The organism is Nocardia sp. NPDC050799 (assembly GCF_040654015.1).
In the GTDB taxonomy this organism is placed as follows: Bacteria; Actinomycetota; Actinomycetes; order Mycobacteriales; family Mycobacteriaceae; genus Nocardia.
Genome location: NZ_JBFAHF010000028.1, coordinates 19185 through 39780 on the forward strand (window position 1 = coordinate 19185; position 20596 = coordinate 39780).

A 20596-nucleotide genomic window follows, 5' to 3' on the forward strand; every position below is an offset into this window, starting at 1 on the left:
CTCAGCGGTTACCGCGAGTTGCACTATGCACGGTGCCTTCCAGGCCGAGTCGGGCCAAACCACCTCTCGCATCGGGTGACTCGCGAAACTGCGGGCAGCAAACCCGTTGGCTCACATGGTGGCGACAGGCCACTGTCACTCCCTAACGCCGGATTCGGCGGACTTACTCCGCGCCCCGATTCCGGGGCCGGATTAGGATGCTGACGGTCATGGTCGAGATGCCGGAAATTCTCATGCCGGATCAGAACGCGCCCGGCTATCCGGAGGAGTTCAAGTTTTCCCCCCTGATCGAGAGCTACTACCGGGGACTGCCGCGGGCACTTCGCGGATACTGGGATGCCTTCGGTTCGGGATCGATAGTCGACATGCCGTTGAAACCGGCGACCCGCAGTGTGGAGGGAACCGCGAGCGCACGGATCCGAAACTATGAGGCGGTGGCGGCGCAACTGGAGCGACGGTTCCAGGATCTGCAGGAAATGGACAGGCAGATGGCCGATCGGGTCCGCCGATCTCTGTCTGCCACACGTGCCGGGCGTGAACGGGTCGAAGCCGCGATCCAGCGGATCAACACAGACGCGGCCACGGTTCCGATCGGTAAGAGCAAAGGCGACCACATCCTCGACTACGCGCCCGCCGGGCTCGACCGTGCCGACCGGGCGGTCGTGGACACGACACGAGCCCATCGGGATCAGGCACGAGTGCTGGACGAATCCGTCCGTCGCCTCATCGAAACCACCCCACCGCCCGAGTCGGTCTCGGCTCTACCGGCGCTGTTCGCCTCGGATTCGATACTCGCCCGGGCGCCGAGCGCCGGAGAAGACCGGTCGTCGGCCCCGGCGAACAGCTCCGGCGCGGGCAAGGCACCGGCACATCGGGATCAGCGCGACATGTCGGCAGCAGCGCACCCCGCCGACTCGGGCGCCGCACCCACGACCGAGCCTGTTCCGAAGGTCACGACGGATGTGCGCCGATCCAGCGCGCAGGATCCGGGTCCGACATCACGGAACTCCCCGCCGAGCACCGTGCCCGATACGACAGGACAGCCGGACCATGATCCGATGGCAGCGGTGGGCGAAACCACATCCGCCGGACCGGGAACATCTCTCGGTGGCCGGCCGGTCGTCCCGTCCGCACCCGCCGCGACGGGTACCTCGACCCCCTGGTCGTCGCGGACCGGTGCCGCACCGGGATCCGATCAGTCCCATTCCGCGTTCTCGGGAAAACGGACCGAAGCCGGTCCAACCGGCCGGCAGCACGCGTCATCTGTAGACGAGGGGCTGGTGGTGTACGTATTTCCCGACGGTCGAACCCAGGAGGTCTCGCCGGTTGTCGTCGCGGTACTCGATATGGCGTTCGGTAGACGGCCGAGCACGAATTCCCGGCCCGCATCCCCCGGCTCGTCGAACACAATCCCGGCGGGTGACCCGATCGCTGTCCGGCACGAGACCGATTCGGTCGACACCGGCGATCTCGCGGTATGGGCCCGAGGCAGCGCGGTGGTGGTGGTCTTCGGCACCGGAAACAACCGCTCGTACGAAGTGATCGTCGACGGTCACCTACAGCCGTTCTCCGCTCTACCGGGCCAGGGACCCGGTGAATTCGGTCCGTTCACCGGATTTCGGCGGCTACCCCCCGCCGGATCCGATACTGGCGTCGCCGGTCGACCGGCGAAAGACGGGCAGCGTCCGACGAGAGCCCCCGGCGAGCGCGAACAGATCGACGTCGAGGTGCCCGCACGGGCACAGCCGTACCGGGCGACCGATACCGGCCGAAGCACCGACGCGGTGGCTGCGAAGAAACGGGCCGGCGACGAAGGAACAGTCGTCAACGCCTGAACACTCGCACTTCACACGAGGCGCGCACCGAAATCGCCACCCGCCTGCACCGAATCGGTGTGACGCGTCTCGCTTACCGCGTGGTTCAGGGGTCGCCTCGCCCGATGCTCACGGTGGGAAGCATCCCAGGGGTGGTCAGCATATCCTTGATCAGCAACGGCGGCGTGGATAAAGCGGAGGCCGCACCCATCGAGTTGCTGGTTACGATCGCTCGATCGAGGCGGGTGAATTTGCTCAGTTGCTCTCCGACAGTCTTTCCGGCCTTCCCGTCCAGGATCCACTCCTCGGTGCCCTTTCTTCCGATCCGGCCGCCGAATCCGCCGCCGGCCGCGCCGAGAGCGATGTCCGAGACGAGATTCCAGCCGGTGTGATCGTTCTGCAGGCCGTAGAGGGCACCGCCGACCAGCCCTCCCAGAGCGCCGTAGATCGGATTCTTGAAGAAGGCGCCCGCAGCGGGGAGCGCGAGGCTCGTCACGAACCCCAGCATCGGATTGTCGATGATCGCCATACCCGTACCTCCATCCGGAACCGTCCCGCCCCAAGCCGGATCGCAGAAACGCGACGAACTGGCACGCCTGGACAGCGTAGCCAAACGCTTGCAAGTACGAAAAGCGATACTCGAGCGAGAACCCGCCGCCGTTCTCGTCGGCGACATCCTGCTCGCGGGTATCGCGATCACGCTGATCGTCGGCATGTTCGCCCACACCCGATCCCCGGAACCATGACCATCGGCTCCCTGCTCATCCTGGGTTTCTTCTTCGGCCAGAATTCCACCCGCGCGGCAGTTCATCCCCCGGATAATGGTCTGTTATCCGGGGTATCGTGGAACTCGACCTGCGGCGGACCCCCTGCGCCGCGTACGCGAAGCGGCCCCGTTATCCGGGGTCAGCCGGGAAGGGTGGATGCCGATGGCCGCGAAGGTGACCCGCCTGCGCACCACACCGCCGGCACGCACCCTGCGCTCGGCCGCCGAAGCGTTCCTCGACACCATCGGATCGGCGAACACCCGCCGCGCCTACGGCATCGCGATCGTCAAGACCGTCGATGCTCTCGACGGCCGCCCGGACGGACTCCTCGGACCCAGCCGCGCCCTGGACTCGGTCACCGACACCGAAGTCGGCGCCGCGCTGGAAACCCTGTGGGGCTCCGCCGCGGTGAATACCTGGAACGCGCGCCGCGCCGCCGTCGGCAAATGGCTGACCTGGTGCACCGAACAAGGCTGGACCGCGCCGACGCTCCCCGCCTCGGCCGGACGGTCGACGCCGCCGGACTCCGACACCCCGGTCCGCTCACGCACCGCGATCGACCGGCTCGAGATCCACCTGCGAGAGAAGACGCTGTGGCGGATGCTCTACGAGACCTGCGCCCGCGCCGAGGAACTGCTCGGGCTCAACATCGAAGACCTCGACCTCGCGGGGCGGTGCGCGCCGGTGAAGTCCAAGGGCGCCAAACCTCGCACCCGCCGCCGCGGCGCCACCCACCACGAACACGTCCTCGAGAACGTCTACTGGGACGCGGGCACCGCCCGGCTGCTGCCCCGGTGTTCATCAGCCACCGCCGACCCGGCCCCGGCAAGTACCTGGGCGAGCGCGATCTGTGCCCCGACACCGGCCGCGCCCGGCTCTCCTACGACCAAGCCCGCGGCCTGCTCGACACCGCCACCGCCACCGACGGACGCGGAACCGGCTGGGACCTACACGAACTACGCCACTCCGGCCTGACCCACCTCGGCGAATCCGGCGCTAGTCTGCTCGAACTCATGGCGAAATCCCGGCACCGCAAGGCCGAGAACCTGCGCCGCTACTTCAAACCGTCCCCACAGGCGATGCGCGAGCTGACCTCGATCCTGGGCCCGGGCGCCGACCGCCGACGCTGACCAGCAGCTACGCCATATCCGTTGGTTTTTCGGCGGTTACTACCGGAACCCCAAGAGGACTGAACCGGTACGCCGCGCCGCGGTCGGTGGCCTCTTACCCGGGGCAGCCGGCCGCGCCGCGGTCCGGTGGTGAACCCGGCCTGTCCTGGGGTCTCGGGCTACCGCAGTGCTCGACCGGTCGGTCGGTGCGCGCCGACTGCTCGACCGGAACCCTGGTCAGGGTGCGACCGTATCCGGCCGCCCGGTACCTAGCGGTGACGCCAGGTAGACAAGCGGGCCTTCGGCGTCGGTACGAACGCACTGAGGCAGCAATCCGATTATCGTCGCGACTCGCAGCGAAGCCGAGTTGTGCGGACGGATGGTTGCCCATACCCGTGGTGTCCCGCAGAACATCGCCTCCTGAAGTACAGCGTCCGCGACTTCCGTCGCGAAACCTCGCCCCTGGTGCGATCGGCGGATCTCGTATCCGATCTCGGGTTCTTCGGTGCCGGTGCGTCCAGCGAAGAGGCCGCAATTCCCCAGCAGGTCGGTGTCGCGGTCGCGAACCGAGTACCACAGCAGGCCGGACCGTCCCCGGGTCTCGATGCGGCGGCGGATCCACCTGCGAGTCTGCGCAGGCGAGGTGAGCGGACCGTTTCCGATGGTATGGGTCGCCGGGTCGCCGAAGAGCTCGTGCAGTTCATCGGTTTCCGTCAGGCGGAACGGTCGCAGAATCGTTCTGCGTGTCGCGATAACGTCCGTCAACCGAGGACCATCGGCAGTCTTACGGACAGCTCGCCCAGGGCTGCCTCTTCCTCGGCTGTGGCGGCGCGGCGTCCGGTGCCGATCAACAGGGCGTCCCGGTCGAAGAACGTCGCGGGGAATGCGGCTCCGGTAATGCGCTCCAGCAGTTCTCGTGAGTGGGCGAGGCACTCTTCGGGAGGCTGCTCGGCATGTGGGAGATGAGCGACCAGGTCCAGGTGGTGCAGCGTCCACTCCAGGGCGTAGGCGGACAGATAGTCACCGGCGGTGAGGACTTCGTCGCGGGTACTCACCCGCTGGTCCGGATCGGCGAGTACTGCGGCGCGGCCGGCGGCCGAGCCGACATCGTCGAGGTGGAGCTCGAGCAGGCGCGGTTCCCCGTAGGCGGCGGCCAGCCGGACGGTCAGGGCGTCGAGTGGATCGGTCCCGGTCGGTGGGGTTTCGGCGATATCCCAGTAGGTCACCGCGTCGCGCGTGGGTTCCTTGTCGGTGGGGGTCACCAGGGTGATCAGCACATCCTGGGCATCGATGATCAGGTGGCAGACCAGATCCCGGACAAGCCAGCCGGTACATCCCGACGGCCGGCCGAAATCCGCGTCCGCGAGTCCGGCGACCGCCGCGCGCAACGCTGTCCACGAGCGTGAGAAGTGATCCACCGCCGCACGCTAGCAGCGCCGACCCGCTGCCGCGAGCGGTTTCCCGCCCGGGACGATCCGGACGCGGTCCCGGGCGTGTCTGCGGTCCCGGCGAGCCGAGTTGCTTCACCCCGCGTGATCGGGCTCAGGGGCGGGTCGCCTGCGCCAGGTCCAGGTCGATATCGAACGGCACGGTGACATGGAGGCGGTCGTGATGAATACCGGTCGGCGTGTATTTCTCCGTCGCCGGATCGAGTTCGTAGACATAGACGACGGCCCGGCCGTCCACGTTCTCCACGCGCCAGAAGTGCGGGATACCAGCTTCGGCGTACAACTGGGGTTTGCGCTTGCGGTCCCGCTCGACGGAGTCGGGGGAGACCACCTCGATGACGAGGACGGTGTCCGCCGGACGGTAGGTCACTTGTTCGATACCGGTGTACGCGGTAGCGGACGCCATCATTACATCGGGTTCGGGCCGCTGGCGTTCATCCAGCGTGATCGTCATTTCCCTCAGCGCGATCAAATCATCGGGAGCCTGACGCTTCAATTCCCACCAGAAGAAGTCGACAACGCACATATGGAACATCTTCTGTGGACTCAGGAAGACGAGACACCCGTCGATCAGTTCAGTGTGCGAGGGCAGATCGGGTAGCCGGTCGAGGTCTTCGGCGAAGTAACCCTCGGGTGGCGGTACCGGCCAGCCCCGGGACGGCCGGTCGTCCGTCGGTGTCGGGTCGGCGGTCATCTGATCCCTCGCTCTGCGCACGGTGATCGACTGACCAAGCCAGTATCGCACGGTGTTGCTGTGACCAGTGGCTTCGGCGGAGTCGTGCGAGCGGAATCGGTGTGCGGCTCGGCGTGCCCGGCCGCCGAGCCGGCCGTGAGGGCAGATCATGACGGCATGGGTTCTCGACGTATCGGCGGGCGCGCGCATCTGTGGCGGAACGCGGGCACGGTGCTGTCCGCCCTGCTGTTCTACTACTTCGTGCCGGTCGAACTCGAACTCCCCGGCTTCTGGCCCACACGGGTGGTCACGTTGGTGGCTTTCGTCGCCGGGGTGGCCGGCCTGTGCTGGCTGGCCTATCGCCGGATCGGCCAGTTCCTGGCCGCCAGCGACGATACGGGCCGGCGCGTCGACGGGTTGCTTTTCCTGATCACTCTCGTCGTGGTGTTCTTCGCACTGTTCTACTACCTCCTCGAGCTCCGCCAGCCCGGACAGTTGGCCGAGTTGCGCACCCGTAACGACGCGCTCTACTACACCGTCGCGACTCTGGGCACCGTCGGCTTCGGTGATGTGCACCCGGTCGGGCAGGCCGCCCGGATAGCGACCACGGTGCAGATGGCCTTCGACCTGGTGGTGATCGGCACGCTGCTGGCCGTGACCACGACCGGAATCACCCGGCGTTTGGACCGCACGGATGTCGGTGGCCCCCGGTAGCCTGAGGCCGTGCCCGAACTACCGGAAGTGGAGGCGCTGGCGCAGTTCCTGCGGGAGCACGCGGTCGGCGCGGTGGTGGGGCGGATCGATATCGCGGCGCTGAGCGCGATCAAAACCTTCGATCCGCCGGTGACGGCGCTGTCGGGGCGGGATGTGACCGGCGCCGGGCGGTGGGGGAAATTCCTCGGGATGGACTGCGGGGGTCTGTGGCTGATCACCCATCTGTCCCGGGCGGGCTGGTTGCGCTGGACCGACAACCCGAGCGTGAGCCCGCCCAAGTCGGGTCGCGGTCCGCTCGCGCTGCGGGTGCACTTCTTCACACCCGAGGGCGCCACCCCGGCATTCGACCTCACCGAGGCGGGCACCAAGAAGCGCCTCGCGGTCTATATCGTGAACGACCCGGCGCAGGTTCCGGGGATCGCCCGGCTCGGGCCCGACGCGCTCGCGGTTACCGAGCCGCAGTTCGCCGACCTGCTGGCCGCCGCCCCGGGGCGTATCAAGAATGTGCTGGTCGATCAGACCGTGCTCGCGGGAATCGGCAACGCCTATTCCGACGAGATCCTGCACACCGCCAAGATCTCGCCGTTCGCCACGGCCAAGACGCTGTCGGCGGCGAAGGCCGCCGATCTGTACGCGGCGATGCGCACGGTGCTCTCCGATGCCGTGGCGCGGTCGGTGGGGCAGGATGCCGCCCGGCTGAAGGGCGAGAAGCGTTCGGGTATGCGCGTGCACGCCCGCACCGGTCTGCCCTGTCCGGTGTGCGGGGACACGGTCCGCGAGGTCGCTTTCACCGACCGGTCGTTCCAGTACTGCCCGACCTGCCAGACCGGGGGCAGGATCCTGGCCGACCGCCGGATGTCACGCCTGCTCAAGTAGGCCGTGTCGCCTGCACGCATCATCTCGGGAAGCCCGGCGCGTCCTCGGCACCGGAGCCTGGACGGGCAGTCACTGTTCCAGCCGGGCGGCTTTACCCTCGGCGGCGGCGGCCTCCCGCAAGGCGCGCAGATCGGCCGAGAGTTCGGCTTCCAGTTCGACGTCGCCCGACAGCGGCGGAAAATCCAGCCGGGAGTTGCGGATATGTGCGAGGTCCTGGCTCGTTCGTTCGATGGCGGCCGCGCGTTCCGCGGGGCTGCCCTCGGCCGCGATCGTCTGGTTGGTGAGCACCCGCCATTGGACTCCGGATTGGTCCAGCGCCTGACGCAGTTCCGCCCCGGGTGGCTCGTGCAGGGCGATGAAATCGATATCGGCGACGGTGAGATCGAACATCTGGGCTTCGACGAAGATATCCGAGCGGAATTGCGCTCCGGTGTAGTCACGGTCGATGAGTCCGACCCGCGACGCGGACATCCCGGCCCCATAGGAGTACTCCGAGGGATTCTCCAGGGGAGAAGGAATCGACCGTTCCTTTTCCACGACGGAATCACCGACCGTGATGGTGGTTCGCTCCCGAACCTCCGGTTTCAGGTAGATCTGGTGGTCGCCGTAGTTGAACTCCGACAACGCATCGATCCGGCCTGACTGCGACGGGCGCACCCCGTCCACGGCGACGTACCCGTAGACGGGTGGGTTTTCGTGGACTTGCGGACCGAACCACTCGGCTTCGGCCGCGGCGCGTGGGCCACCCGGTGTCGGGTCGCCCCGGATCCGGCCCTCCCGGAGAATCGTTGCCAGTTCTTTCTCGCGCACCCTGATCGCGAGCGGTTTACCGGCGAGCGCGGCTTTCAATTCCTGGCGCATCTGCTCGCGCACCGCAGCGCTGTCCCGGCCGAGCGAGGCCGCTACCTCTTCGATGTGCCGATCGATCATCGCGTACTGGCGCAACGCGGGCCATCGCTCCGCCAGCAGTGTCTCCCAGTCGTCGTCGTCCAGACCGTCTTCGCCGAACCGTCGCCGCAGTTCCACATCCAATTCCTGCCGGGCCCGGGTCACCGTCACCCGGTCCGGCGGTGGCGGGCACAGGTCCCGGCCGCCGCGCAGGAGTGCACTTCCCTCTGTGTCGGCGCCCCCCGTCACGGCCCGTACTTCGCGCACCGAGGTGCCGGCATTCCGGTAGTTGCCCGCGATCTCGACAGCAGCGGACCCTTCCACATGGTCGGGGCCCAGGCGTGTGAGCAGCCGCCGCCGCACCTGATCAACGATTGCGCGGATCACCGCGTGATCGCGAAGCTTCGCCGACGATCCGCTGCTGCCGAGCTCGTGATCGGATCGGCCGGACGGCTGTCTTCACCCCCACACACCAGCTGAATGTAACGCGGCCCGCGGCAATTGGCCACGGGTAAGAAGCGGTGCCACCTCCGCCGTCCCGGGATCGGGCGCGGCGGCGCGGAAGCCGATTCAGTCGGTCCGGTTCGGATCGGGTCCCGCACCGTCCGGTGCGGGATCGTCCGCGTTGTCGGAGACTTCGTCCACGAGCCGCGCGGCCGCATCGGCGGCGATCGCGGCGATCGGGTGTTCGGCGGCCACGGTGTCGAGCAGCGTCCCTTCGCTTTCGGGCTGGGCTTCGGAGCCGGCCTCCGTGTCGGTGCCCCCGGTAGCCGCCCCGATCCCGGCCGGAACCAGTTGGGGCGCGCGGACACCCGCCCACAGCTTGCGCCGGGCGCTGTCCGGATCGTTGTCCACCCGGCCCGGCGCGTCGATGATGAGCGTGCTGCGTTCCTGTTCGGTGTAGCGCGGCCAGGACGGCAGCGGTTCGCCGGTGCGGGCGAAATGCAACCAGTTGTTCTGGACCTGGCGGGTCACCGCGAGCAGACCGCGACGGCTACCGCCGGCGGTGAGGACCCGGCTCCACGGTTCGTAGACCGTGCCGAAGGTCGGCAGCAGATCGGTCGCGTGCGTGGCGCCCAGTTTGTTGAGCTGGAACAGGCGGGGCGCGAAATCGTAGCGATAGGCGTAGGTGGGGGAGTGACGGCTGTGTCCCTCTGCCACCGCGACCGAGGGCCGCCAGAAGAAGTAGTCGCCGCCCGCGCGGATCGCGGCCTGTTCGGCGGGGAAGCCCGGATAGGTGGAGAACACCCGGGGGTAGAGGTCGGGCGCGGCGGCCGAGAGTGCCTTCTTGAGCCGTTCCGGGCGGGTGGGCAGGCTATCGGTGAAGCGGTTGAACAGGGCGCCCTCGTTACGGCAGGTGCCGATGATCAGCGGAACCCGGTGGGTGTGGCCTTCGGTGAAGGCGTCGATCGGAGTACGCGGGAGCAACTCGCCGTCGGCTACCGGCGCGGCCGGGAAGAATCCCGGGAACTCCGCCATCGCCGCATTCGATGCCCGGTTGAACGCGCGGCGGATATCGTGCGGATCGGCGGCGCGCAGCGCGTGATTCGCGTCCGCGGGGGCGACGCCGAGCCGATCGAGGATGCGGCGGGCGAACTCTCGCGATTCGGCAACCGTCAGCCCCCAGTCCGCGGGCGGGCTCTGCGCGATACCGCGGTGGAACAAGCCCTCCGCCGAGGGCGTCGCCAGCAGGCTCAATACCGCGTGCGCGCCGGCGGACTCGCCGAAAATCGTCACATTGTCCGGGTCACCGCCGAATTCGGCGATATTGGCCCGGACCCAGCGCAGCGCCGCGATCTGATCACGCAGACCGAGATTGGAGTCGTAGGGGCTGTCCGGTGTGGAGAACTCGCTGAAATCGGCATATCCGAACGCGCCGAGCCGATAGTTGATCGACACCACGAGCACATCCCCGTCGGCCGCCAGCTGGACACCGGAGTAGAGGCGCAGCGCCGAAGTGCCGAAGAGGTAGCCGCCACCGTGGATGAACACCATCACCGGGCGCGGTCGCACCGAGGCGGTGGCGGGAGCCACGACATTCAGTGTCAGCGAATCCTCGCTCATCTCCTGCAGCTTGCGCGGGCCCAGCCGCACCCCGAAGGTCGGCTGGATACCGGCAGCGCGGAAATAGGTCGCGTCGCGTACATCGGTCCACGGCTGCACCGGCTGGGGCGAACGGAACCGCAGGTCACCTACGGGTGGCGCGGCGTACGGCAGTGATCGCCAGTACAGCACGCGCCGGCCGCGGCGACCGCGGACCACCCCGTCCGTGGTCGTGATCTGTTCGGTTGCGCTCATCTACCCGATGGTAATGACGAGCGATCTTTCTCCAACAGTCGTAACCAGAATTCGCTGATCGCGGGAAAGGCGGGCACCGCGTGCCACAGGGCGTCCAGTGGGACGCGCCCGGCCACCGCGATGGTCGCGGCGTGCAACTGTTCGCCGACATCGGGGCCCACGAAGGTGGCACCCAGCAGGGTGTCGGTGGTGCAGTCGATCACCAGCGCGGCGCGGCCGGTGTAGTCGTCGCGGGCCAGCGCCGAACCCGCGACCGCGATATCCAGTTCCACGGTGCGGATCTCGTGGCCGGCTTTACGGGCGGCGTCGGCGGTGAGCCCGACAGCGGCGACCTCTGGGTCGGTGAACACCACCTGTGGTACCGCGTGGTGGTCGGCGGCGGCACGATAGCGCGGGCAGGTCAGCGACCGGCCCGCGGCGCGTGCGGCGATGACGTCCCCGCACACCCGGCCCTGGTACTTGCCCATATGGGTGAGTGCGGCGCGGTGGTTGATATCGCCGACCGCGTACAGCCAGGCCCCGGGTACGCCGGACACCGTCAGCTGATCGTCGACCTCGACGTACCCGCCGGGCAGGCCCACTGTGTCCAGGCCGATCCCGTCGGTGTTGGGCACCCGCCCCGCCGCCACCACGATCTCGTCGGCGACGAGCGTGGTCTCCCCGTCCGGACCCTGGGTGTGCACCGTGACGGCGCCGCCGTGAATCCGGCCCTCGCCGTGATCGACGGCCACCGGGCGCGTCACCCGCAGCGGCCGGGTCCCGAACCGGATCTGCACCCCCTGCGCGGTGAGCGCGGAGGCGACGTACTCCCCGGCGAACGGTTCGACACCCGTGAGCAGCCGGTCCCCGCGGACCAGTACGGTGACCTCCGCGCCGAGCGTCGAGAGCCAGGTGGTGGCCTCACAGGCCACCACGCCGCCGCCGACCACGATCACTCGTTTCGGGATCTCGTGCAGGTTGGTGGCATCGCGGGAGGTCCAGGGCAGGGCCTCGCGGAGGCCGGGGACGTCCGGGACGGCCGCGTGGGTTCCGGTGGCCAGCACCACTGCCGAGCGGGCGCGCAGTACCTGGTCGCCGACCCGTACCCGGCGTTCCCCGTCGAGCCGGCCGGCGCCGCGGATCACCTCGATACCCTGCTGGGCCGCCCACTCGACCTGACTCGAATCGTCGTGGTCGCCGTGGTGGGCGTGGACGAATTCGTCGCGCCGGCGCAACACTTCGGCGGTATCGGGACCTTCGGCTTCGATACCGGGCAATCCCAGCGCGGCGCCCAGCACGTGGCCCGGTCGCAGCAACGCCTTACTCGGGATACAGGCCCAGTACGAGCATTCGCCACCGACCTTCTCCGGTTCGACGATCGCCGCGGTGCGGTCGCTGCCGGCGATGGCATAGGCGGCCGCGTTCTCACCGGCCGGACCGCCGCCGAGGACGATGACATCGTATTCGGCGACCCCACTGTCCGCATCGGCGTCGCTGTCGCTGCCGGGCATCAGGGCTCCTTAGAGGGTGTCTGGGATCTCGGATTGCCGGGCCCGGGTCAGTGGGCTGGGCGTGGGGTGCGTGTGCGCTGTCGGAGGGTTCGGTACTCGTGTTGTCCTGCGGTTCTGTTCGCGGTTTGGACCGGCTTGCCGGTGTCATTGCCGCATATCCCGCGAAGTTGTCGGTGGCTTGTGTGATAGTCGCTGGCGATGAGTAGGCACACCGCGTTCCGGTACTGCCTCGACCCCACCGTCGAGCAGCGGACCGTGCTGGTCCGGCATGCGGGCGCGGCCCGGTTCGCCTATAACCAGTGCCTGGCGATGGTGAAAACCGCGCTCACCCAGCGGCGGACCGACCCCGAGCACCCGGTCCCGTGGACCCGGTTCGACCTGATCAACGCCTTCAACACCTGGAAGAAATCCGAAGCAGCCGGCCGGGTATTCATCGTCGACCCCACCGGGGTCACCACGGTCGAGGTCACCGGGCTGGCATGGCGTGACCAGGTGTGTCAGCAGGTGTTCGAAGAAGCCGCCACCGACTGCGGCCGCGGACTGGCCGCGTGGTCGGACTCCCGCGCCGGAAAACGCCGCGGCCGCGCGATCGGGTTTCCCCGGTTCAAGAAGAAAACCACCAGCACTGCATCGTTCCGGCTCCGCAACAAACACTCCAGAACCGGGCGATCGGCGATCCGGGTCGGCGACGATGACACGCCGCGGTCGGTGACTTTGCCGGGTCTCGGGCAGTTGCGGGTCCGGGAGGACACCCGCCGCCTGCGCCGGATGCTCACGACCGGGCGGGCGAAGATACTGTCCGCCACCGTGACCGCGCGGGCGGGTCGCTGGTGGATCAGCGTGAGTGTGGAGGCTGCGGATCTGCACCCGGCCCACCACCATCCGGCTCGGAGCCCCGACGACCATGGTGGGTGGGTCGGTATCGACCGTGGGTTGTCGGCGTTCCTGGTCGCCGCCACCAGCGAGGGTCGTGAAGTGGCGCGGTTCGATGATCCACCGAAACCCCTGGCTCGGGGGTTGGCGCGGCAGCGGTGGCTGGCGAAGGCCCTGTCGAGGAAGGAGAAGGGCTCCCACAACCGGCGAGAAGCCGCCACGCGGCTGGCTCGCCATCATCATCGTGTGGCGAATGTGCGTCGTCATTTCCTGCATCAGGTCACCAACGAGCTGGTCAAAACCCACGACCGGATCGTTGTCGAGGACCTGCATGTGGCCGGGATGCTGCGCAACCCCCGGCTGGCGCGGTCGATCGCCGATGCCGGCTGGGCCGATTTCGGACGGCTGCTGGGCTACAAGCAGCGGTGGCGGGGCGGCACCGTGGTCACCGCCGATCGGTGGTACCCGTCGAGTAAACGGTGTCCGACCTGCGGCACCCTCAACCCCGCCCTGACATTGTCGGACCGGGTGTTCGGCTGCGGGTGCGGATATCACGCCGACCGCGACCTCAACGCCGCCGTCAACCTCGCTGCCTGGCCGACACTGCACAGGCAAGACCCACCACAATCCCCGGACCTCCGAGCAGGGGGCCGGGTTACCAATGCCCGCCGACGGGAATGCACTGACCGGCACCTGATGGGTGCCGGTGCAACCGGCCCGGACGACGCGGGAACCAAGGCTCGTACCCCGGTCGGGGTATGAGCCGAGTACGCCCGAGAAGGGCGGTGCCCGATAACCCATCGAGTTGTCAGACACGCTGTTACTGTAAGTAGCCCTCGACCTGTCCCGCCGATCGTGGCTGGGCCTCGTCCGGTGGCTCGTCGCGATCGATCCGGGCCCGGCGCTGCCGCAGCAGATCCCAGCACTGATCCAGCATGACCTCCAGTTCGGCCAGTCGCCGCCGCTCCACGTCGGGATCGAGATCCCCGTGCGAGGCCCGGGACCGCAGGTCGTGCTCGTGGTCGACGAGATCCTTGATCCGCCCGAGTATGTCCTGTTCGGTCATGCCGACCATGCTACGACCCCGGTGTCGATCACCTGGTCATCCGGCCGGGCGCAGCAGATAGATGTCCATGATCCAGCCCTTGCGTTCGCGCAACTGCGTCCGCCGCCGCACGATTTCGCCGGCGACCGCGCCGACCCGGCCGGCGATCAGGGCTTCGTCGGGCATCCCCAGATAGGCGCCCCACCAGATGAACGTGTCGTCGGGGACGGTGGTGAACGCGCAGTCGGCATCGAGCATGACCACCGTCGACCCCGCGCCCAGCCCTTCTTCGCGCAAGCGGCGCCCGGTGGTGATGTGTACCGGTTCGCCGATCCGGTGCAGCACGGTCCGGTGCCGGGCCGCGAGGGCGTGCACACTGGTGACCCCCGGGATCACGGCGTAGTCGAAGTCCGGCCCGCCCCGGGCCAGCACCCGCTCCACCATGCGCAGGGTGGAGTCGTAGAGCGCGGGATCACCCCAGACCAGGATCGCGCCGACCCCCTCGTGCGCCGCGAACGCCTCTTCCAGCAGCAGCGAACGCCGTTCGTGCCAGTCCAGCACCGTGCCGCGGTAGTCCGCGGGCTCCCGGTCGCGGGGCGGATCGGGGATCTCCACGATCCGGTAGGGGCGGTCGGCGTATTCGGCGAGGATCGCGGTGCGCACCGCCACGAGTTCCTGTTTCTCGACGCCCTTGCCGATCACGAAGTAGACGTCGACCTCCCGGAGGGCCTTGATCGCCTGCATCGTCACCTGGTCGGGGTCGCCGGCACCGATGCCGATCACATACAGCGTGCGCATGGGGTCAGCTTGGCAGGTCGCGGACCGGGCCGGTTGCCGGGTGCGGCCGGTTCCGCACCCCGGTCGGGAACTCCGAGGAACCCGCGCCGCCGTGGCACCCGCCTCGGCCGGCATCGCCGGAGCCGTGGGGCCGGGACTCCGTCGATGGTTCCGGGTGATCGCGCCCTGCCGCCGTCCGGAACATCGCCGCCGTCGGTGGCGTGGTGGGTGTACTCCGGGGCGGCGGCACGGCCTACCGGCCGCGAAGTAAGCTCGGCCCGTGGTCAGCGCAGCGAACAGTCAGGTCCCGGACCCGCGACACGCTCCGGACACCCAATACGAGGATCTGCTCCGGCTCGTCCTGGAGACGGGGACCGCCAAGGCGGATCGCACCGGAACCGGCACCCGCAGTGTGTTCGGACATCAGCTGCGGTACGACCTGTCCGCCGGGTTCCCCTTGATCACCACCAAGAAGGTGCACCTCAAATCGATCGTGTACGAACTGCTGTGGTTTCTGCGCGGCGACTCCAATGTGCGATGGCTACAGGAGCGCGGGGTGCGCATCTGGGACGAATGGGCCGATGCCGAGGGCGAACTCGGCCCGGTGTACGGGGTGCAGTGGCGTTCCTGGCCGGCTCCCGACGGCCGCCATATCGATCAGATCGCCCAGGTGTTGCACACGCTGCGTACCGACCCCGATTCCCGGCGGATGCTCGTCTCGGCCTGGAATGTGGCCGAGCTGGACCGGATGGCGCTGGCACCGTGCCATGCGCTGTTCCAGTTCTATGTCGCCGGGGGCCGGTTGTCCTGCCAGCTGTACCAGCGCAGCGCCGACCTCTTCCTCGGCGTGCCGTTCAATATCGCGAGCTACGCGCTGCTCACCGTGATGGTCGCTCAGCAGGCCGGGCTCGCACCCGGTGATTTCATCTGGACCGGCGGTGACTGCCATATCTACGACAACCACCACGAACAGGTGACCGAGCAACTGACCCGCGCGCCGTACCCGTTCCCGGTGCTCGAACTCGAACCCGCCGCCTCGCTGTTCGACTACCGGTACGAGGACGTGCGGGTACGCGACTACCGGCACCACCCGGGGATCAAAGCGCCGGTGGCGGTGTGACCGCGACCGGATCCGCCCGCGTGATCGGCCTGATCTGGGCGCAGACCCCCGCCGGGGTGATCGGCGTGGACAACACCATTCCGTGGCGGGTGCCCGAGGATATGGCTCGGTTCAAGGAGGCGACCGCCGGTCATCCGGTGATCATGGGCCGCCGCACCTGGGATTCGCTGCCCGGCCGGTTCCGGCCGCTGCCGGGCCGGCGCAATATCGTCGTGACACGGCAGTCCGGGTGGTCCGCGGACGGGGCGGAAGCGGCCGCTTCGGTCGAGGCCGCGCTGGCACTCGCGGCGCCCGCGACGACATGGGTGATCGGCGGCGGCGAGATCTACCGGCTGGCGCTACCGTATGCCGGCGAACTGCTGATCACCGAGGTCGACACCGAAGTGGACGGTGACGCGCACGCCCCGGCCCTGGGGCCGGAGTGGTCGTCGGCCGATCCGGCGACCTGGCTCGAATCCTCGAGTGGGCTGCGCTACCGGATCAGGCGTTTCACCCGCGGCTGACCACCGGCGCCCGCGCCCCGGCAGGCGATACCGGCCGAGCCTCGGAAAACGCCGGAACGGTGGCGCCGGGTCGGGCATACTCGGCTGTATGTCCCGCGATCACAGCCCGGTCGTGGGTATGCGGAGGTGAAAGGCTGTCCATGGACAAGAAATCGCTGACAGCGGTGGCCCGGCAGCAACTCAAGCTGGCCGCGACCGTGACCAGTGGCCGTAGCTCGCAGACCATCTACGGCGGTCACGCGAATTCGCTACGCCAGACCGTCGTGGGCTTGTGCGCCGGCCAGGGCCTGGCCGAGCACGACAACAACGGTGAGGCCACCCTGCTCGTCCTCTCCGGCACGCTCACGCTGCACAGTGGGGACAACGAGTGGAAGGGATCGGCCGGGGATCTGCTGGTGGTACCGAAGGCCCGGCACAGTGTGCAGGCCATCGATGATGTGGCCTTTCTGCTGACGGTGGCCAAGTAGGCAGCCGGGGTCACGCGTGTGCCGGTCCCGCGCCGGTAATGTGATCGGCTATGGGGCAGCCGCAGCCGATTCTCGAACCACTTACCCCGGCCGCGTATTTCCTGGTCGCCACTATCGACCCCGGTGGTGAGGCGGCGGCGCGGGATCTGCTCGCCGAACTGCCCGGTCTGCGCCGGGCCATCGGATTCCGGTTGCCGGGCGCCGGGCTGGGTTGTATCACCGGAATCGGCTCCACTTCCTGGGATCGCTTGTTCGGTGGGCCCCGCCCGGCCGAGCTGCACGAATTCCCCGGGTACGAGGGGCCGCTGCACCGGGCTCCCGCGACACCGGGCGATCTGCTCTTCCACATCCGCGGCCAGGTGCACGATGCCTGCTTCGAACTGGCCATGGCGATCGGCGACCGGTTGGCCGATATCGGCACAATCGTCGACGAAACGGTCGGCTTCCGCTATTTCGAACAACGTGACCTGCTCGGTTTCGTCGACGGCACCGAGAACCCGGAGGGCGGTCTGCCGGATACGCCCGCCGGCCGGGCCGCGCTGATCGGCGCCGGCGACCCGGATTTCACCGGCGGCAGCTATGTGATCGTGCAGAAGTACCTGCACGATCTGACCGCCTGGCGGGCGCTGCCGGTGCAGGAGCAGGAACGGGTGATCGGCCGCACCAAACTCGAGGATTTCGAACTCGACGACGAGGTGAAACCCCCCGACTCGCATATCGCGGTGAACCAGGTGATCGAGCCCGACGGCACCGAACGGGAGATCCTGCGCGCGAATATGCCGTTCGGCAGTGTCCGCGACGGTGAGTTCGGCACCTATTTCGTCGGCTATTCGGCGACCCCCCGGACCACCGAGATCATGCTGGAGCGGATGTTCCTCGGGACCGACGAGGCCACCCACGATCGGATCCTGGATTTCTCCACCGCGGTCACCGGCACCCTCTTCTTCGTTCCGCCCCAGGATTTCTTCGAGGATCTGCCCGACCCGCCGGAGGAAGCCGCGGCGGCAGATCCGGGCCCGCCGCCGGTCGCCGACGGTTCTCTCGGTATCGGCACGTTGAAAAGGAGCAGCACCGTATGAACAACCTGCATCGCGAACTCGCGCCGCTCACCGACGGGGCCTGGGCGGTCATCGAAGAGGAGGCCACCCGGACCTTCAAACGGCACAATGCCGGCCGCCGGGTGGTCGACCTGTCCGGTCCGCACGGTACGGACTATTCGGCGCGTGGACTCGGTCATACGACGCCTATCGCCGCCCCGCACGACGGTGTCCAGGCGCGGCAGCGGGTGGTGGCGCCACTGGTCGAGCTGCGGGTGCCGTTCACGCTCTCGCGCGAGGAACTCGACAATGTCGAGCGTGGCGCCCAGGACACCGACCTGGATCCGGTGAAGGACGCCGCCCGCAATATCGCCTTCGCCGAGGACCGCGCCGTCTTCGAGGGTTACGCAGCGGCCGGTATCACCGGTATCCGCGCGGCCTCGTCGAACCGGTCGATCGCGCTGCCCGAGGATGTGTTCGGGGTGCCCGAGGTGATCGCCCTGGCGGTGAGCCAGTTGCGGCTGGCCGGTGTCGACGGGCCGTATTCGGTGCTGCTGAGCGCCGACCTCTACACGAAGGTGAGCGAGACCTCCAACCACGGTCATCCGCTGCGCACCCATCTGGAACGCCTGGTTCCCGACGGGGAGATCATCTGGGCGCCGGCCATCGACGGGGCGTTCGTGCTCACCACCCGCGGCGGCGACTTCGATCTCACCGTGGGCCAGGATCTGTCCATCGGCTATCTGACCCACGACGCCGAAACGGTCCAGCTCTATTTCCAGCAGAGCATGACCTTCCACGTGTACTCGGCCGAGGCCGCCGTCGCGCTGTTCTGAGCGGGTGACCAGCGTCGTCGGAGCCACCGGCGATCGTCCGGTACGGTGTGGCCAGCACCAGTTCGCGGGGTGAACGGAGTCGGTATGCAGAGGGTGCACGCTGGAGTCGTGCCCACCGGCCGGGTGCTGGGTTACAGCCTTGCCGGGGTCGCGGTGATCGTGGCGGTGACCGTTCCGACGGTGCTGCTGTTCGGGCCCGCCCGGGTGTTCACCGGGATCGTCCTGGGCGCGATTCTCGCCGTCGCCGCGCTGTTCACGCTGTTCACCCGGGATACGGTGATCCTCACCGAGCAGGCGATCCATCGGCGGACACCGTGGTCGGCGACCAGTATCGAGTGGGAGCGCGTGGTGGCCGGGCGTTTCGGCCTCGACGAGGACGCGCGCTGGTCGCTCGCGCTGGACCTGACCGGAGGTGATGAATTGCACAGCGAACTCGTGCTGCTGTCGATTCCGCCGGTCCGCGGACCGGTCTCGGGAGCCTACGAACTACGGAAGCGCGAACAGGTCAACGAGATACGAAATATGTTGCGCCATAAGCAAATTCCGGTCACGGTGCTGCCCGATATAGCCGGTGCCCTGGAGCGGCACTGGCGGATCGCCCCACCCACTCGATGAGCGCGTCCGGTGTCTTGCTCGCGTCGGCCGGACGGGCACAGATCCCGGACCGCTGCCACCATGGACGATGGTTTGCCGCACGACAGAGGAGAACACAGAGCAATGGTCCGCTATGCCCGGGCACTCGCGGCAGTACTGACACTGGTGGCGGCGCTGGGTGCCGGCCTCCCGCGAGTCGTCGCGCGGGCCGAGGCGGCCTGGTACCCGGGTCGGCTGCTCTCGGCCGAACCGCTCGACCGGCCCTGGTCCGGGCTCGACGGTGTGCAGCGGATCGAATACGTCACCACCGGCCCCGGCGGTGAACTGGTTCCCGCGGCCGCCGTGGTGCGCATCCCCGCGGGGCCGGCCCCGGACGGGGGCCGGCGGGTGGTCGCCTGGGACCACGGCACCTCCGGGCTGGCGCAGGAATGCGGTCTCACCGGTTACGAGACGCTCGAGAAGGAAACCGGGCCGTCCGTGGCGCGCCTCAACGACGCCGGATACGCCGTCGTCGCCCCCGACTACATCGGCCTGAGTCCCAATTCGCCGGGTCCACATCCGTATCTGCACACCACGAGCGAGGCCACCGCCACCATCGACGCGGTACGCGCCGCCCGCTCCGCATACCCCGGGCTGGCCCCGAGCTGGGCGGTGGCCGGGTGGTCGCAGGGTGGGCATGCCGCGCTCGGCACCGGCCGACTCGCCCCCGAGTACGCCCCGGAACTCGACTTCCGCGGTACCGCCGCCCTGGCCCCGGTCAGCAATCTGGAGAACATCTTCCTGCGTTCACGCCCGGATCAGCCCGAGATCCCCGGGTACGTGGGCCGGTCCGCGCCCATGGTGCTCGCCGGTATGGTCGGTGCCCGGCTGGGCCCCGAAATCCGCGATTTCCTGACTCTGCAGGGCCGGCGGTTCATCGCCGGGCTCAGCACCAACTGCAATTCCCAGGCCTCGGCCATGCTGGACACCACGGAGATCGGGTCCCTGTTATCGCGGCCCCTGAACGATCCGGATTTCGCGCCGGTGGTGCGCGACTATATGAGCGTGCCGGTCAGCGGCTACCGGGATCCGATCCTGGTCGTACAAGGCGTCTACGACACCGTCGTCCCGTTACCGCTGACCCTCGCGCTGGTGGGGCAGTTCGTCCTGAACGGCACAGAGCACGCGGTCCAGTTTCTCCAGGCCGGCCACGAGGACCTGGCAGCGAGAGGCGGCCTCGACCGCACTCTCACCTTCCTCGACAAGGTGCTGCCGGCCGGCTGACCCC

At 68.4% G+C, this 20596-nt stretch carries 22 protein-coding genes; 13 read left to right on the forward strand and 9 right to left on the reverse strand.

All coding sequences use genetic code 11. The annotated features are described in order from the left end of the window. Positions 1-209 precede the first annotated feature (209 nt). A complete protein-coding gene (locus tag AB0H42_RS25395) occupies positions 210-1835 on the forward strand; it encodes a hypothetical protein (protein WP_357060087.1) in 1626 nt (541 codons plus the stop codon). 85 nt (positions 1836-1920) lie between these two features. On the opposite strand, the gene AB0H42_RS25400 is transcribed toward AB0H42_RS25395, so the two are convergent. Next, the gene (locus AB0H42_RS25400; RefSeq protein ID WP_357060090.1) at positions 1921-2343 is read right to left on the reverse strand and encodes a hypothetical protein; all 423 of its coding nucleotides are present in this window, start codon (positions 2341-2343) and stop codon (positions 1921-1923) included. Here AB0H42_RS25400 and AB0H42_RS25405 point away from each other — a divergent pair. Next, complete coding sequence (locus tag AB0H42_RS25405) at positions 2333-2560, forward strand: hypothetical protein (RefSeq protein WP_357060094.1); 228 nt, start codon at positions 2333-2335, stop codon at positions 2558-2560. The two genes, AB0H42_RS25400 and AB0H42_RS25405, sit on opposite strands and share 11 nt — an antisense overlap. Positions 2561-2743: 183 nt before the next feature. Next, a complete protein-coding gene (locus AB0H42_RS25410) occupies positions 2744-3556 on the forward strand; it encodes a hypothetical protein (RefSeq protein WP_357060097.1) in 813 nt (270 codons plus the stop codon). Positions 3557-3927: 371 nt separating this feature from the next. On the opposite strand, the gene AB0H42_RS25415 is transcribed toward AB0H42_RS25410, so the two are convergent. The 3 genes from AB0H42_RS25415 to AB0H42_RS25425 form a co-directional block, all read right to left on the reverse strand. Continuing rightward, positions 3928-4455, reverse strand: coding sequence for a GNAT family N-acetyltransferase (locus AB0H42_RS25415; protein ID WP_357060100.1), 528 nt, complete (start codon positions 4453-4455; stop codon positions 3928-3930). After that, positions 4452-5108, reverse strand: a complete 657-nt coding sequence (locus AB0H42_RS25420; RefSeq protein WP_357060102.1) for a maleylpyruvate isomerase N-terminal domain-containing protein — start codon at positions 5106-5108, stop codon at positions 4452-4454. The genes AB0H42_RS25415 and AB0H42_RS25420 overlap by 4 nt, the downstream gene beginning before the upstream one ends. 124 nt (positions 5109-5232) lie before the next feature. After that, positions 5233-5832, reverse strand: coding sequence for a Uma2 family endonuclease (locus AB0H42_RS25425; RefSeq protein ID WP_357060105.1), 600 nt, complete (start codon positions 5830-5832; stop codon positions 5233-5235). A 156-nt stretch (positions 5833-5988) separates the two neighbouring features. On the opposite strand from AB0H42_RS25425, the gene AB0H42_RS25430 reads away from it, so the two are divergent. Further along, a complete protein-coding gene (locus AB0H42_RS25430; RefSeq protein ID WP_357060108.1) occupies positions 5989-6525 on the forward strand; it encodes a potassium channel family protein in 537 nt (178 codons plus the stop codon). A 9-nt stretch (positions 6526-6534) separates the two neighbouring features. After that, entirely contained in the window at positions 6535-7401 is an 867-nt protein-coding gene (locus tag AB0H42_RS25435) for a DNA-formamidopyrimidine glycosylase family protein (RefSeq protein WP_357060111.1), read from the forward strand. Positions 7402-7470: 69 nt separating this feature from the next. On the opposite strand, the gene AB0H42_RS25440 is transcribed toward AB0H42_RS25435, so the two are convergent. The 3 genes from AB0H42_RS25440 to AB0H42_RS25450 form a co-directional block, all read right to left on the reverse strand. After that, positions 7471-8676 (reverse strand): hypothetical protein, encoded by a 1206-nt coding sequence (locus AB0H42_RS25440; protein WP_357060114.1) that lies wholly within the window; start codon positions 8674-8676, stop codon positions 7471-7473. A gap of 183 nt (positions 8677-8859) precedes the next feature. Further along, positions 8860-10587, reverse strand: a complete 1728-nt coding sequence (locus AB0H42_RS25445; protein ID WP_357060117.1) for a carboxylesterase/lipase family protein — start codon at positions 10585-10587, stop codon at positions 8860-8862. Then, positions 10584-12077, reverse strand: a complete 1494-nt coding sequence (locus tag AB0H42_RS25450; protein ID WP_357060120.1) for an NAD(P)/FAD-dependent oxidoreductase — start codon at positions 12075-12077, stop codon at positions 10584-10586. The genes AB0H42_RS25445 and AB0H42_RS25450 overlap by 4 nt, the downstream gene beginning before the upstream one ends. Before the next feature lie 198 nt (positions 12078-12275). Between AB0H42_RS25450 and AB0H42_RS25455 the strand changes: the two genes are divergently transcribed. Next, positions 12276-13712, forward strand: coding sequence for an RNA-guided endonuclease TnpB family protein (locus tag AB0H42_RS25455; protein ID WP_357060123.1), 1437 nt, complete (start codon positions 12276-12278; stop codon positions 13710-13712). 58 nt (positions 13713-13770) lie between these two features. On the opposite strand, the gene AB0H42_RS25460 is transcribed toward AB0H42_RS25455, so the two are convergent. Beyond that, positions 13771-14016 carry a DUF2630 family protein gene (locus AB0H42_RS25460; protein ID WP_357060126.1) on the reverse strand — a complete coding sequence of 82 codons (246 nt, stop codon included), beginning with the start codon at positions 14014-14016 and terminating at the stop codon, positions 13771-13773. A 36-nt stretch (positions 14017-14052) separates the two neighbouring features. Beyond that, positions 14053-14793 carry a precorrin-6A synthase (deacetylating) gene (gene cobF, locus AB0H42_RS25465; RefSeq protein WP_357060128.1) on the reverse strand — a complete coding sequence of 247 codons (741 nt, stop codon included), beginning with the start codon at positions 14791-14793 and terminating at the stop codon, positions 14053-14055. 259 nt (positions 14794-15052) lie between these two features. Between cobF and AB0H42_RS25470 the strand changes: the two genes are divergently transcribed. The 7 genes from AB0H42_RS25470 to AB0H42_RS25500 all read left to right on the forward strand — a co-directional run bounded on the left by AB0H42_RS25470 (position 15053) and on the right by AB0H42_RS25500 (position 20592). Next, positions 15053-15892: a thymidylate synthase gene (locus AB0H42_RS25470; protein WP_357060131.1), complete on the forward strand. Its 840-nt coding sequence runs from the start codon at positions 15053-15055 to the stop codon at positions 15890-15892. Beyond that, positions 15889-16395, forward strand: a complete 507-nt coding sequence (locus AB0H42_RS25475) for a dihydrofolate reductase (protein WP_357060134.1) — start codon at positions 15889-15891, stop codon at positions 16393-16395. Before AB0H42_RS25470 ends, AB0H42_RS25475 begins: the two co-directional genes overlap by 4 nt. Before the next feature lie 140 nt (positions 16396-16535). After that, positions 16536-16862 carry a cupin domain-containing protein gene (locus AB0H42_RS25480; protein WP_030522375.1) on the forward strand — a complete coding sequence of 109 codons (327 nt, stop codon included), beginning with the start codon at positions 16536-16538 and terminating at the stop codon, positions 16860-16862. Positions 16863-16912: 50 nt separating this feature from the next. Continuing rightward, positions 16913-17941, forward strand: a complete 1029-nt coding sequence (locus AB0H42_RS25485; protein ID WP_357060137.1) for a Dyp-type peroxidase — start codon at positions 16913-16915, stop codon at positions 17939-17941. Next, entirely contained in the window at positions 17938-18735 is a 798-nt protein-coding gene (locus tag AB0H42_RS25490; protein WP_357060140.1) for a family 1 encapsulin nanocompartment shell protein, read from the forward strand. Before AB0H42_RS25485 ends, AB0H42_RS25490 begins: the two co-directional genes overlap by 4 nt. An 84-nt stretch (positions 18736-18819) precedes the next feature. Beyond that, positions 18820-19350: a hypothetical protein gene (locus tag AB0H42_RS25495; protein WP_357060143.1), complete on the forward strand. Its 531-nt coding sequence runs from the start codon at positions 18820-18822 to the stop codon at positions 19348-19350. A gap of 102 nt (positions 19351-19452) precedes the next feature. Further along, on the forward strand, positions 19453-20592 hold the full coding sequence (locus AB0H42_RS25500) for a lipase family protein (protein ID WP_357060146.1): 1140 nt from the start codon (positions 19453-19455) through the stop codon (positions 20590-20592). The last annotated feature ends 4 nt before the right edge of the window (positions 20593-20596 follow it).